At 53.9% G+C, this 12,617-nt stretch carries 15 protein-coding genes and 1 tRNA gene; 5 read left to right on the top strand and 11 right to left on the bottom strand.

Annotation, left to right across the window (positions count from 1 at the left end; genetic code table 11):
• From BLW97_RS18985 to BLW97_RS04455, 3 genes are all read left to right on the top strand, one after another.
• Positions 1 to 95, top strand: a 95-nt coding sequence (locus BLW97_RS18985) for an ATP-binding protein (protein ID WP_242947823.1), incomplete at its 5' end; no start/stop codon positions are given.
• A gap of 47 nt (positions 96 to 142) precedes the next feature.
• Positions 143 to 688, top strand: coding sequence for a hypothetical protein (locus BLW97_RS04460; RefSeq protein ID WP_207650550.1), 546 nt, complete (start codon positions 143 to 145; stop codon positions 686 to 688).
• 112 nt (positions 689 to 800) lie between these two features.
• Positions 801 to 1,118, top strand: coding sequence for a hypothetical protein (locus BLW97_RS04455; RefSeq protein ID WP_075322460.1), 318 nt, complete (start codon positions 801 to 803; stop codon positions 1,116 to 1,118).
• A 139-nt stretch (positions 1,119 to 1,257) separates the two neighbouring features.
• Here BLW97_RS04455 and BLW97_RS04450 read toward each other — a convergent pair whose 3' ends face one another.
• The 8 genes from BLW97_RS04450 to rpsU form a co-directional block, all read right to left on the bottom strand.
• Positions 1,258 to 1,515, bottom strand: a complete 258-nt coding sequence (locus BLW97_RS04450; protein WP_075322459.1) for a hypothetical protein — start codon at positions 1,513 to 1,515, stop codon at positions 1,258 to 1,260.
• Positions 1,516 to 1,561: 46 nt separating this feature from the next.
• Positions 1,562 to 2,698, bottom strand: coding sequence for a site-specific integrase (locus tag BLW97_RS04445; protein WP_075322458.1), 1,137 nt, complete (start codon positions 2,696 to 2,698; stop codon positions 1,562 to 1,564).
• A 97-nt stretch (positions 2,699 to 2,795) separates the two neighbouring features.
• A tRNA-Ile gene (locus tag BLW97_RS04440) sits at positions 2,796 to 2,872 on the bottom strand.
• Between the two features lie 54 nt (positions 2,873 to 2,926).
• Positions 2,927 to 4,819 (bottom strand): RNA polymerase sigma factor RpoD, encoded by a 1,893-nt coding sequence (gene rpoD / locus BLW97_RS04435; RefSeq protein ID WP_065957714.1) that lies wholly within the window; start codon positions 4,817 to 4,819, stop codon positions 2,927 to 2,929.
• A 105-nt stretch (positions 4,820 to 4,924) separates the two neighbouring features.
• Positions 4,925 to 6,685 (bottom strand): DNA primase, encoded by a 1,761-nt coding sequence (dnaG, locus tag BLW97_RS04430; protein WP_075322457.1) that lies wholly within the window; start codon positions 6,683 to 6,685, stop codon positions 4,925 to 4,927.
• A 3-nt stretch (positions 6,686 to 6,688) separates the two neighbouring features.
• A complete protein-coding gene (locus BLW97_RS04425; RefSeq protein WP_075322456.1) occupies positions 6,689 to 9,019 on the bottom strand; it encodes an endonuclease MutS2 in 2,331 nt (776 codons plus the stop codon).
• The gene (locus BLW97_RS04420; RefSeq protein WP_031572369.1) at positions 9,016 to 9,465 is read right to left on the bottom strand and encodes a GatB/YqeY domain-containing protein; all 450 of its coding nucleotides are present in this window, start codon (positions 9,463 to 9,465) and stop codon (positions 9,016 to 9,018) included. The genes BLW97_RS04425 and BLW97_RS04420 overlap by 4 nt, the downstream gene beginning before the upstream one ends.
• Before the next feature lie 3 nt (positions 9,466 to 9,468).
• Positions 9,469 to 9,684, bottom strand: coding sequence for a 30S ribosomal protein S21 (gene rpsU / locus BLW97_RS04415; protein ID WP_010636820.1), 216 nt, complete (start codon positions 9,682 to 9,684; stop codon positions 9,469 to 9,471).
• Positions 9,685 to 9,934: 250 nt separating this feature from the next.
• On the opposite strand from rpsU, the gene BLW97_RS04410 reads away from it, so the two are divergent.
• Entirely contained in the window at positions 9,935 to 10,792 is an 858-nt protein-coding gene (locus tag BLW97_RS04410; RefSeq protein ID WP_031572370.1) for a sigma-70 family RNA polymerase sigma factor, read from the top strand.
• On the opposite strand, the gene rdgB is transcribed toward BLW97_RS04410, so the two are convergent.
• Both rdgB and rph read right to left on the bottom strand, forming a co-directional pair.
• Positions 10,759 to 11,382, bottom strand: a complete 624-nt coding sequence (rdgB, locus tag BLW97_RS04405; RefSeq protein WP_075322455.1) for an RdgB/HAM1 family non-canonical purine NTP pyrophosphatase — start codon at positions 11,380 to 11,382, stop codon at positions 10,759 to 10,761. The two genes, BLW97_RS04410 and rdgB, sit on opposite strands and share 34 nt — an antisense overlap.
• Positions 11,379 to 12,167: a ribonuclease PH gene (gene rph, locus BLW97_RS04400; RefSeq protein WP_278278478.1), complete on the bottom strand. Its 789-nt coding sequence runs from the start codon at positions 12,165 to 12,167 to the stop codon at positions 11,379 to 11,381. The genes rdgB and rph overlap by 4 nt, the downstream gene beginning before the upstream one ends.
• Positions 12,168 to 12,213: 46 nt before the next feature.
• Between rph and BLW97_RS04395 the strand changes: the two genes are divergently transcribed.
• Positions 12,214 to 12,495 carry a cyclic nucleotide-binding domain-containing protein gene (locus tag BLW97_RS04395; RefSeq protein WP_242947695.1) on the top strand — a complete coding sequence of 94 codons (282 nt, stop codon included), beginning with the start codon at positions 12,214 to 12,216 and terminating at the stop codon, positions 12,493 to 12,495.
• On the opposite strand, the gene BLW97_RS18980 is transcribed toward BLW97_RS04395, so the two are convergent.
• Positions 12,484 to 12,617: transposase (locus BLW97_RS18980; RefSeq protein WP_143214904.1), on the bottom strand; the 134-nt coding region annotated here is incomplete at its 5' end. The genes BLW97_RS04395 and BLW97_RS18980 overlap by 12 nt on opposite strands.

Raw genomic sequence — 12,617 nt, 5'->3', positions numbered from 1 at the left:
CGGCGCTTCTCGATCGACTGACCCACCACTGCGATATTCTGGAGACCGGAAACGATTCTTACCGGTTCAAAAAACGTCGCAGCCACCCCCTCTAAAACTGGTCAAAAATATACGCTGTTACCTGGTCATTTTTAAACGCTGTTTGACAGTATCCCAGGGTGCCTGGCCATTTTTTGGATTCATCCCCCTTCTCAATCAACAGATTATCCTTTGCATTGCCATTAGCCACCATAAGGATTTTTTCTATCTGAAGATGCCTGCAGCAGACCTTCAGAGTAAGGTGGAAGGTCAAAAAAAACTCTGGGGGATCTTCCACCAACAACCCTGGCAGGAGAGCCTCCTGGATATGGCGGTGGTCCATCCTCTGTTTTTGCAACAACTCCCTTGGAAGCTAATGCCGGGTAATCTGGAGATTTGGGATGAAAACCGCACCCTCATACTGGTGGCGCAACTAGCACGATCTTCAGGGAAACTGGGTACCGACTCGGAAATAGAATTAAGTGGGGCATTATTCGAATTTCTCGATAAAACCATTATCCGATTCATGCTGCGGGAGCTTCAGGTCGCCACCATCGGTGCGTATCGTTTCCTCTGGGAAAGCCAGGATGCAGAAGATCGTCAGATACGGATGCACTCACTTGAACAGCAACACGGACTGATCCCCCGATTTATTGTGGATGCTCTGTAAGCAGCACAGCGATTCAAAGTTGGACCGGATGGAGATAAATTTCCCCATCCGATCCAATCACTTGACCCGCCTCCATCCCCTGTCTTTTTGAATGGAACAAGGAAAAAATGCCATGCAAATTTCTGCTCAACTTGCTCAAATTGCCTATACCGACGCCCTCCAGAATCTCATTATCGGCTTTGTTCTGCTCAGTATTGTCGTGTTAGCCTTATCTGCTGCTGGTTTCACTTGGTGGAAACACCGTAGGCATCCTGGTGCGGAGGAATGGTTTGTTGCGACTGTAATAGCCCTTCTTTTCGCGACCCTTAGCTTTTGTCTATCCCTGCTTTTTCTGGCCAACCTCTGGAATTGGGTGGGCATCCAACATCCTGCTTTACTGGCCGCTAAGCAGCAAATTGCCACAGCCCATCGGCCACGGCCCTTATTCTGATGGCTTTAGCAGGCTAGAAAACTACCAGCATGATCATAACTGCATATTTAATTTAAATAAGAGCATTGAAAGCGGCGTACCAGGTCTTGGGACCCGAAAAAAGGATCTTGGGCTCAATTTGAGCCCCAGCCCTTCGCATTTAACCCCCTATCCGCCGCAGCTGAGGAGCATGTTCAGCTGACGGGAGGTCGGCAACGGCGTCGCCGAAACGCAAAACCGCCTCTACGTCCTCCCGGCGGATATAATATCTGCGACCTAACTTGATCCTCCGGCCAGAGAGCCAAATGGCCCACTTGGCCCGACTGCGACACATCGCTTCCCGAAATGCGGAAGGGGTTTTTCTGAGTTGACTCGCAGCTTCTTCGGCAGTGAGTAGTTGTGGTGTGTGATGGTTCATGGCTGTCTCCTGTTCATCCATGGAGACAGCATAACCAAAGCAAAAATCATTTTTGGACGGGAAAAGGCACTATTTTCGCGTTTTTTCTGTTGGTAACCGGTTGTTCTGTGTCTGGGGCAGGTCTCAGAACTTCAAAGCGGGTGGGTATTCCGCGTGCCTGATCGAGGTCTGCCACCAAATCTTCTGCGCGTAGGTGCGCGTAACGAGCGAGCATCTGTGGGGATTTATGCCCAGTGATTTGCCGCACTTTGCTGTCCGATAAGCCAATCTCGACAAAGCGACTGGTCGCCTCATGGCGTAGGTCATGGAAATGCAGGCCTACTATACTCGCGCGACCCAGGGCAGATTTCCAAACCTTGTGTATCCGGTAGGGGCGACGCACCCCGTCGCGACCGGGATTACCTGGGAAAATAAGGGGAGAATCCCCACGCGGATAGTGGGCAATCGCTTCCTGAAAAATTTCTGCAGCTCGCATCGTTAATGGAACACCTCGCGTGTCCTTGTTTTTAGTGTCCCGGAGAATCATTATCCGTCGCTCCAGGTGCACATCGCGCATCTCAAGGGAGAGAATCTCTTCCACGCGGGCAGCCGTTTCTAGTGCCAATTCAGTGACCCATGCAAGCATAGGATTACTGTGTTTACGCACACTTTCCAGCAATCGTGGGCTTTCCTCTCTCTGGAGACGTCGGTCACGTACATTGCCTTTGGGTTTGCTGACCTGTAAAACAGGATTGGATGGTAGACCAACTTCCCATTCACGGATTGCCACGGTGAACAGGTGGGAGAGTAAAGCGAGTTCGAGACGCACCGTATTACCTGCACGCCCCTCAGCCAGCCGGGCATCACGATATAGTCCAATAATTTTTTGGTTAAGTGCGGACAGTGCGTATTTGCCAAGCCGTTCCCGTAGCACCTTGGCACTTGTATGGTCACGCCGTTGGGAATCACCCGCCTTCTTGGTGGGGGTTATTTCCCGCAGGTAGCGGTCAAGCGCCTGATCCAGAATGAACTTTTTGGAGTCGCTCCGTTGAATATACACGCCACGAACCATTGCATCTTCGGTCTGCCTCGCCCAATCCTCGGCATCACGTTTGGTCCGGAACGTTTTCGCGGCCGTTGGCCAACCCTGCTTGCGAATCACCGCCTTCCAAGTTCCCGCCGGGTTTTTAACTATCGTGGCCATAAAGCAAATCTCCTCAATCCAAATTTGGTACTGTACTGAATCTGTACCTGAGGAGTAGAGGATTGTCAACGACTAATTTATAACTGCTTGTTTTATTTGGTGGGCCCGCACGGACTCGAACCGTGGACCAAGGGATTATGAGTCCCCTGCTCTAACCAACTGAGCTACAGGCCCTGAAGAGAGGGCACGAAATTGTTTCCGCGCCCGCATTTTTACCACATTTACCCTTCAGGAAGGAATGGTGACCTCTCCGTCCACAAAACTCTTTAAACGCTCAGAGCGGGAAGGATGGCGCAACTTCCGCAGCGCCTTGGCTTCAATCTGACGAATACGCTCACGGGTCACATCAAACTGTTTACCCACTTCTTCAAGGGTGTGATCCGTGTTCATGCCGATTCCAAAGCGCATACGCAACACTTTGGCCTCTCGGGCTGTCAGACCATTGTCCAGAAGTTCTTCGACAACCTCGCGAATAGCCGCGTTGACTGCTGATTCGGCCGGCGCGGTGACATTACGATCTTCAATAAAGTCACCCAGATGGGAGTCTTCGTCATCACCAATGGGAGTTTCCATGGAAATCGGTTCCTTGGCAATTTTCAGCACCTTGCGTATCTTGTCCTCGGGCATTTCCATGCGCTCTGCCAGTTCTTCCGGTGATGGCTCACGACCCATTTCCTGCAGCATTTGCCGACTAATCCGGTTCAGCTTGTTGATGGTTTCAATCATGTGCACCGGAATACGAATGGTGCGCGCCTGATCGGCAATACTGCGGGTAATGGCCTGTCTAATCCACCAGGTAGCGTAGGTAGAAAACTTGTAGCCACGCCGGTATTCAAACTTGTCCACCGCTTTCATCAAGCCGATATTGCCTTCCTGAATCAAATCCAGAAATTGCAGACCACGATTGGTGTACTTCTTGGCAATGGAGATGACCAGACGCAGGTTGGCTTCGACCATTTCTTTTTTGGCCCGCCGGGCTTTTGCCTCACCAATAGACATCAAACGGCTGGCTTCCTTGATTTCTGCAACCGGCAAGCCCGCCCGTTTTTCAATATCTGCCAGACGCTTCATGATGGCGAGAATATCATCCCGATATTCCACTAACCGTGCGCTATAAGTAAAGCCACCATTAATCTGTTGGTCTATCCAGCCCAGATCACTTTCATGACCCGGATAACTGCGCACAAATTCCTTCCGGGGAAAACGCGCCCGCTCAATACAAATCTCCATGAGCTCACGCTCACATTGGCGCACGCCGTCAGTTAAAGCCCGCAAGGCATCGGCCATTACATCAATCTGGCGACCATTCAGCTTGATTTCCAGAAAGCGTTCTGCCAGCTCGCGTCTTTTTTCCTGATAGCTTTCGTCATGCATTTCACCTTCGGCATGACTGGCAAGCAGATTCAGATAGGCTTCGCGAATGACGGCAAAGCGCTCCAGGGCTTCTTCCAGCTGGGGACCCTTATCCGCTTCAAGAGTGCCTTCTTCGCCTTCTTCATCTTCATCATCCGTGTCTTCAGGCTCTTCGCCTTCCAGCAAAACAGACTCTTCGTCTTCACTGACAGCTTCTGCATCCAGAGCATTGGGATCAATAAATGCATCGACCACTTCATCCAGGCGCGTTTCTCCGCGCTCAACCCGATCAGCAGCATCCAGCAACAGCGAGATGGTGGTCGGGCAGGTGGAAACCGCACGCAAAACCTGCATCAGACCATCTTCAATGCGGCGGGCTATTTCAATTTCGCCTTCCCGGGTTAAAAGCTCAACCGTGCCCATCTCACGCATGTACATACGTACCGGGTCACTGGTACGGCCAATATCCGCTTCGACGACAGCCAGGGCCTCCTCAGCAGCTTCTTCGGCTTCCTGGGCGGCCACGCCGACATTACCTTCACCATCCAGAAGAGTATCGCCATCCGGTGCTTCTTCAAAAACTTCGATGCCCATGTCATTAATCATGGAAATGACATTTTCCATCTGCTCAGGATCAAAAACTTCTTCGGGCAGATGATCGTTAATCTCCCCGTAGGTCAGGTATCCCTGCTCTTTCCCGCGCGCGATCAGACGCTTCAGCTCAGACCGCTGAGACTCATTGTCCACTACACTCTCACCGTCTCTCATAACCATCCTGCACTCGCGGAAAGCCGCACATTATATAAGAAAAACCATCTGGATGAAAAGCAAAATTCATTGCCAGCATTCATCCATCCTTTTTGTCTGGACCCTTCAGGATTCGGGACGCTTGTGGCGACCACGTCGCGTTGACAACACGATTTCGGTCCGCTCCTGCTCTGTCAGCGCGCCCAATCCCGAACGATCCGCCGTATGGCCCATATATTCCAACCTAGCGGCGCTCAGGCGCCGATTTACCCTGTGCACACATTCAGGTATTTCATTGCGCAACAATGCGCCCCCCTGGCTCTCATCCGCCTCGGACATGACCAAGGCATAACAAAACTCTGCCAGATCAGTACCAGCCAGTCTCGCCAAAAGCTCGTGAGAACTTAAATGGGTCATGTTTGCCAAAATATCAAGGGTAGCATCGAGTTTTTTTGCAATGGGGTCAGACGCAAAAGGGAGCAGATCCTTTTCCAGTTGCTGCCAGACAGGGTCATCAGGATGATTCAAGAGCAGGCGCATCGCGTTCTTGAAGAGGGAGGGCCCGTCTTTGCTCCGCGACGGTTGCGCTGACGCTGTAACTCGAGCATCCCGACGACGCGTTTTGGAAGGTATGGCAAAGGCCAGACCACATAACTCCTGGAGTTTATGGAGATAAACTTCCCGCAAAGTGGCATCATTTATACGCTGTAAAAATTCCCGCGCTTCCCGCAGAAACTGGGCTTTTTCATCTTCTGCGGCAATATTATGGCGACGCTGCAGTTCATCGAGAAAAAAGTCGATGGCCGGCCGAGCCGTCGGGAATAAAGCTTCCAGCGCTGCTGCGCCCTGCTCGCACACCAGCGAATCCGGGTCCTGGCCATCCGACAAAATCAGTACCCGCAGCAGACGCCCCTCGCGCAACAATTCAGGCGCCATTTGCACCGCCCGCCAGGCCGCCTTACGGCCGGCAGCATCCCCATCAAAGCACAGCAAAATCTCTGCAGCCGCACGAAACAGCATCTGTAGCTGACTTTCCCCGAGTGCCGTACCACTGGCGGCAACGGCATAATCCAGTCCGGCCTGATGCAGGGTGATGACATCCAGATAGCCTTCCACCAGCACGGCACGATTCATCCGACGCAGGCCATCCCGGGCCTGATGCAGGCCGTAAAGCACCTGCCCTTTGTGGTACAGCGGACCTTCGGGAGAGTTCAGATATTTGGGCTCCCGGCCATCGAGACTGCGTCCCCCCAATCCAACCAGATGGCCGCGACCATCACGAATCGGAAAAATAACCCTGTCCCGAAAACGATCATAAACCGAATGATCCTCGCGGCTACTCACCAACCCTGCACCAATCAGTGCGCGTCGGGTATTTTCATCCTTACCCAGTTGCTGACTCAGAAAATTCGCGGCAGGAGGAGCATAACCCAATTCAAAGCGGGTAATGATTTCCGGATGGAGACCCCGGCTCTGCCAGTACTGCTGGGCCGCCGGATTTTTTGCCAGTGCATCCCGGTACAGGCTGACCGCCTTGTCCAGAATCTGCCGAAAAGGGCGGAGATCTTCCTGAACAGACTGACCAACAGCCTCTTCAGGTAAGGCCACCCCGGCATCTTCCGCCAGCAAGGCTACCGCCTCAGGGAAGGAAAGACGATCATGGGCCATCAGAAACCCGATGGCGTTACCATGGGCATGACATCCAAAACAATAGTAAATCTGTTTTTCCTGACTCACTGAAAATGAGGGACTTTTTTCCTGATGAAAAGGACAGCAGGCCCAAAAATCCTTGCCTTTTTTCTTCAGGGGAACACGACCCTCCACCAGACGGATCAAATCGGTCCGTTCGAGGAGCGCATCTATGAATGCGGGAGAAAATTTGACCATGTTTCAGCGTAGCTCCAACTCACTAACACCGCCACCCCCCTGCTCGGGACGGGCCATACGCCACTGGATGATGCGCGGATCCTGATGGGCAAATTCCCTGACCATTTCAGCCAGGACGCCATTGCCTTTACCATGCAGCACCTCAATGTGCTGGCGACCGGAAGCCATGGCGCCATCCACATGGCGGCACAAAGCCTGCCAGGCATCTTCGCGCAGCTGACCACGCAGATCGAGACGCCACGGATGGTTTTCTGGTGAAGCATACTGAGTACTCCCTTTTTCCTTGGGTATTTCCAGTGCGGAATCCGCGCGGAACTGCTCCAGGGGAATCCACACCTGCTTGCCGCGCAACTGAATTTGCAGACGTTGCCGGGCAGCATCGACACGGACAATCTGGGTAACCTGGCGCAGGGGCAGAAACAAGCCTTTGCTGCCGACTGCAGGCAAATCCACCGACACGGTTTCGGCCATCTGAAAAGGCGTACCCAACTGTTCCAGTGCCGCACTGGCCGCCTGGGTATCCCGTCCAGATTTGAGCGCAGCGATGGTTTTCCGCACTTCACTGCGCGCATTCTGCAGCAACTGTGTCCACTCATTGCGAGCCTGTTCAGCGGCCCGCTCCCGATCCTGACGTGCCGCATCCAGTTCACGCTGCAAACGTTTCACCGATTTGTCAGCTTCAATGCGCGCCTGCGCCGCTTCATCCATTGCCTGTTGTGCGGCGCGCAACAGGCCTTCCCGTTGTGCTTCCCAGCGTTCCCAGTCCTCGCGATCATCCGCGTACAAGACCTCGGCGCGCTGTACCAGCGCTTCAGGCATTCCGACACGTCGCGCGATAGTCAACCCCTGACTGGCACCACCTACTCCCCATTGCAGACGATAGGTCGGGGCAAGACGTTCTGCGTCAAAGCCCATACCGGCCAAAGCTACGCCAGCGCGGCTGAGGGCATAACGTTTCATGATTTCCTGATGACTGGTGAGCACCGCACAGGCTTGAACCGACAGGAGCGCCTCGGCCACGGCCTGGGCCAGGGCACCCCCTTCGCGGGGATCCGTACCATTACCCAGCTCATCCAACAGTACCAGGCTGTGTTGATCAGCCTGCTCCAGCACCCTGCGCAAGCGACTCACCTGTGCCGAAAAAGTAGACAGGTCCGTATGAATATCCTGAGCGTCACCAATAACCGCAAAGCCTTGCCGGAAATATCCCAGACGACCTTCAGCAGCCACCGGCATGCCTAAATAAGCCATCAGATGGTTCAACCCCAGGGCCTTGAGCAGTGCCGTTTTGCCACCCGTATTGGGTCCGGTAATGACCAGTTGATGATTACTTTCGCCCAAAGCCAGAGGATTACCAACCACCTGACCCGGATGCTGCATACACAGCAGGGGATGACGTAAATTGTGCAGATCAAAGGCCGGGCGATTATCCACCTGAACCAGCGTACCCTGAAAATCCTTGCCCAGTTCCAGGGCGGCGCGAACTCCGTCCAGCCGTCCAATGTACTTTAAGGCGCGGCGCATGGACGGCACTTCCTGACGTACAGCCGCACTTAAGGCCCGTAGTACCTTTTCCTGCTCCAGACGTTCGGCCTGGCGGTCCTGCACCAACTGGTTATTCAGGTCTACCGCCGTTAAGGGCTCCACAAAAAGGGTTTCACCACTCGCCGAACGATCATGGACAATAACCTTGATACGGCCTTTGTGGCTGGTTTTCAGGGGCAATACATAGCGGTCATTCCGCTGGACAATCAGCTGATCCTGCCAGTAATCCTGCCAATCGGGATTACGTAAAAATCCCTGCAAAAAGCGTTGTATTTCAGCGCGCCCCTGGCGCAACTGCCGGCGAATGGCGCTTAATTCAGCACTGGCAGCATCCAGAAGTTCGCCTTCATCATCCAGAGCCTGCTGCAGATGCCGCAGCAGCGATAGTGAAGGCTCCAGGTCTGTTGCCCATTCCGTCAGCGTGTCGTTGACTTCCCGCAAGGCCGAGGCATAGTGCTTCTGGCCATGCAAAACCCGGGTTATCTGCTGCAACTCGCGGCCGCTCAGAATGGCGCCGGGGCGCTCAAGCAGGTCCAGCAGGGAACGAATGTCCGGGAGAATGTGGATGGGCAGCGAAAAGCCAGCAGCAGATCGTTCCGCCAGCAAAAGCGCCATATTAAGGCGCTGCTGAATTTCAGCAAGGCCTACCCAGGGATGGAGGTTTTCTACATAATACTGCCCATATTCATGGGCACATTTGGCCAGCCAGGCGGCACGAATATCTTCCAGATCGAGGGCTCTGGAAAAGCTGTCCTGCCAGGGAGCCGCCCCTGCCACAGCGTCTTTCATCCGTTATTCAGGCGCGCCTTTACTTTTTCCGCAACCAGCGCCATATCAGCCCGACCCAGCAATTGCGGTTTCAGGCTGTTCAACACCTTACCCATATCTTTGGGACCGCTGGCGGCGGTGTTTGAAACCGCTTCTGCAATCAGGGCATCAATGGCTTCCATACTCAGGGGCTCGGGGAGATAAGCGGAAAGGATGACAATTTCTGCTTCTTCCTTATCGGCAAGATCCGGGCGATTTCCCGCTCTGAACTGACTGGCAGAATCTTTTCTTTGCTTGATCAGTTTTTCGGCGATACTTAGAACCTCGGTATCATCCAACTCGCGGCGATCGTCCACCTCACGTTGCTTGATCGCTGCCTGGAGCATGCGAATAGTGGTAAGACGATCAGACTCACGAGCGCGCATCGCCGCCTTCATGTCCTCCTGAAGACGTTCGCGTAAAGACATGCTTCAGTACATCCGAACCAAACGCATGGACTGACGACGCATCCGCTTCAAAGCCCGCTTGCGCGCAGCAGCAGCCTTGCGCTTGCGCTCTTCGGTGGGCTTTTCATAAAACTCGCGACGACGTACTTCCGTCAGGACTCCGGCCTTTTCACAGGAGCGTTTGAAGCGCCGCAGCGCCACTTCGAAAGGTTCATTTTCTTTAACACGAACAGTTGGCATAGAAGGTTTCTGACCTCATCAAAAATAAAAGCTTAGCGAGAAAGGGGCAGAGTATAGGCAGATCAACGGCGCGAGTCAAAAAGAAACCACGCTCAGCAGTCGTTGTAAAAAACACAAAACTATAGTTGCATCTGCTTGACAGGATGATCAAAAAGAATGCTAATATAGGAAATGATAAAAACTCTTTTAGATATAGAATATTAGATTACAATGTTAGAGTGATTGTGGTCTTTGATTCTAGGGGATGCCCATGCGAACGGAAGTGAGAGAATTAAACGAAGCATTACCCGATGTCGCGCCGGCTATTGACCCGCCCCCTCTGACTGATTTTATAGAAGGCGATCAGAGCAGTCCCTTTCTCACTCAGGATCAGGAACTGCAACTCATCCGCCGTCTGCGTCAGGGAGATGACTGCGCCAGAGCCACCCTGATTTCTGCGCACATGCCTTTAGTCAGAGCGGTTGCCCGGGCCTATCGAAACAAAGGTCTCAGTCAGGAAGATTTGCTTCAGGAAGGCTACATGGGTTTACTGCGTGCCGCAGATCGCTTCCGTGAAGGTCTTGGTACCCGTTTTTCCAGCTATGCCACCTGGTGGATTCGGGAAGCCATGCAACGTGCGCTCATCCGCTCCCGCTTCATCCGGCTGCCGGACTATCTGGCAAAATCGCTGCACGCCTACCTGCAGCGTGGTGAAGATGAAAGCGAATCAACAGAAGACGCCCGACGCGAGCAACGCCGGGAAGCCCTGGGGGTGCGTGAAAGTACCATGCGTGCTCTGGATTTTGCCGACATTCGCGTCTGCTCGCTGGATGAGGAATTTACCGATGGCCCCAGTCGGGTTGAACAGGTACCAGGCGATACCGCCAGCCCCGACATGGACTACGACCGTGAGTCCATCTGCAAGGCACTCCGGGAGCATCTGGCGGAACTGAATGAAAAGCAACGGGAAGTGATGATCTTCCGCTACGGCATCCATGGAGATGCGCCCATGACGCTGGAAGCCGTGGCCGAACGTATGGGCGTCAGCCGCGAGGCCGTCCGCCAGTTGCAGGTCAGAGCTCTGACCCGACTGCGTCAATCACTTTCTGATAGCGGCTGGGGTGCCTGACGTTCCTGCAGCATAGCCAAAAGACGCCGCAGAGCATGGGCGCGATGACTCACCTGATTTTTTTCTGCCAGTGCCCATTCAGCCGCACTACGCGCACCACCCAGCGGCCAGAATAACGGATCGTAGCCAAAACCCCCTTCTCCCTGAAGCGTTTTACCAATGGTTCCCATCCAGAATCCCTGAGCCACAATGGGGGCAGGATCGTCGGCTGACTCCATAAAGACCATGCAGGCAATATAATAGGCTGCACGCGATGCTCCGGTTAAAGCACGCATCTGCTCGAGCAAGCGCTGATTATTCTCGGCATCCGTCGCGCCGGGACCGGCGTAACGGGCTGAAAACAAGCCCGGTGCACCTTGCAGGGCTGGCACGCAAAGGCCTGAGTCTTCCGCAAGAGACGCTATCCCTGAGATGGCCGCAGCATGACGGGCCTTCAGCAAGGCATTCTCGACAAATGTGCGGCCACTTTCTTCAGCACCTTTAATACCTTGCTCGTCCTGCCCATAGACTGTGTAGCCGTGCGCGTTAAGCAGTGTCCGCATTTCCCGGATTTTGCCGGCATTACTGCTGGCCAGCAGGATGGGCTTCAAGGCAAAGCCTCAGGAATTTCCTCGCGTTGACGGGCAATCAGATCGCGGATGCCCTGCCGCGCCAGCGCCAGCATGGCGGCCATTTCCTGATCACTGAAAACAGCGCTTTCAGCCGTACCCTGCACTTCTACAAAAGCGCCAGCACCCGTCATGACCACATTCATGTCCACTTCCGCGTGACTATCTTCGGCATAGTCCAAATCCAGTACGGCCTGTCCCTGATACATCCCGACGGAAATGGCAGCCACCCAGTCGCGCAACGGATTACCCTGCACTTTTCCACTTTGGCGCAGGGCCTGCAGAGCATCGGCTACCGCCAGACAGGCACCCGTGATGCTGGCCGTTCGGGTGCCGCCATCCGCCTGCAAAACATCGCAATCTACCCAGATAGTGCGCTCACCCAAGGCCTGCAAGTCAACGGCTGCACGCAGGCTACGCCCGATCAGCCGCTGAATTTCATGGGTCCGACCCGAGATTTTTCCCTTGGCCGATTCACGCTGCATCCGATCCTGAGTCGCTCTGGGCAACATACTGTACTCTGCAGTCACCCATCCCTTCCCCGCCCCACGCAAAAAAGGCGGAACCTTTTCTTCAATACTAGCGGTACATAACACCTTGGTATCCCCGCAGGCCATCAGTACGGAGCCTTCGGCGTGTTTGGTGAAATTGCGGGTGATTTCTATCGGGCGCAAAGCGTCTGCCATTCTTCCACTGGGTCGATTCATTTGCGGATACTCATCATGATGAAGGATGGGCGCATTGTAGACCTGTCCTTCTTTCACCATAACCCCCTATAATGCATTCGTACCCCCCAGGAACGAGGAGCGCCTCATGTCTGCCACCGCGCATGTCGAAATCACCCAATTTCTGAAGCAGCACCATCTGGCTCAGTCACTCACCATTGCCGAAATTCAGACTCTGGCGGAATACGTGACCCATGCCCAGTTTCGCGCCGATCAGGTCATTGCCGAATGGGGCACCTTGGGTGAGGCATTATTTTTCTGCGTCAAAGGAGAAATGGCCATCATTCACCATACCGCCGATGGTGATGAAATGGAGGTCGTGCGGGTCAAGGAAGGAGAAATGGGGTTCCTCGTCATTTCAAGTGGGTAGCCTGAGATCCAGCTTGCCCAGGATCAGGTAGGCCATGTTGATAAAGTTCTTGTGCGTGCGGTAACCCCGAGCCTTGGCCTTGGCGGATTGAATGAGGCTGTTGAAACCTTCCAGAATTCCAT

It is taken from the genome of Acidithiobacillus albertensis, assembly GCF_001931655.1.
Classification (GTDB): domain Bacteria; phylum Pseudomonadota; class Gammaproteobacteria; order Acidithiobacillales; family Acidithiobacillaceae; genus Acidithiobacillus; species Acidithiobacillus thiooxidans.
The sequence above is the reverse complement of the archived record's forward strand: the minus strand, read 5'-3'. Positions and strand labels throughout refer to the sequence as shown.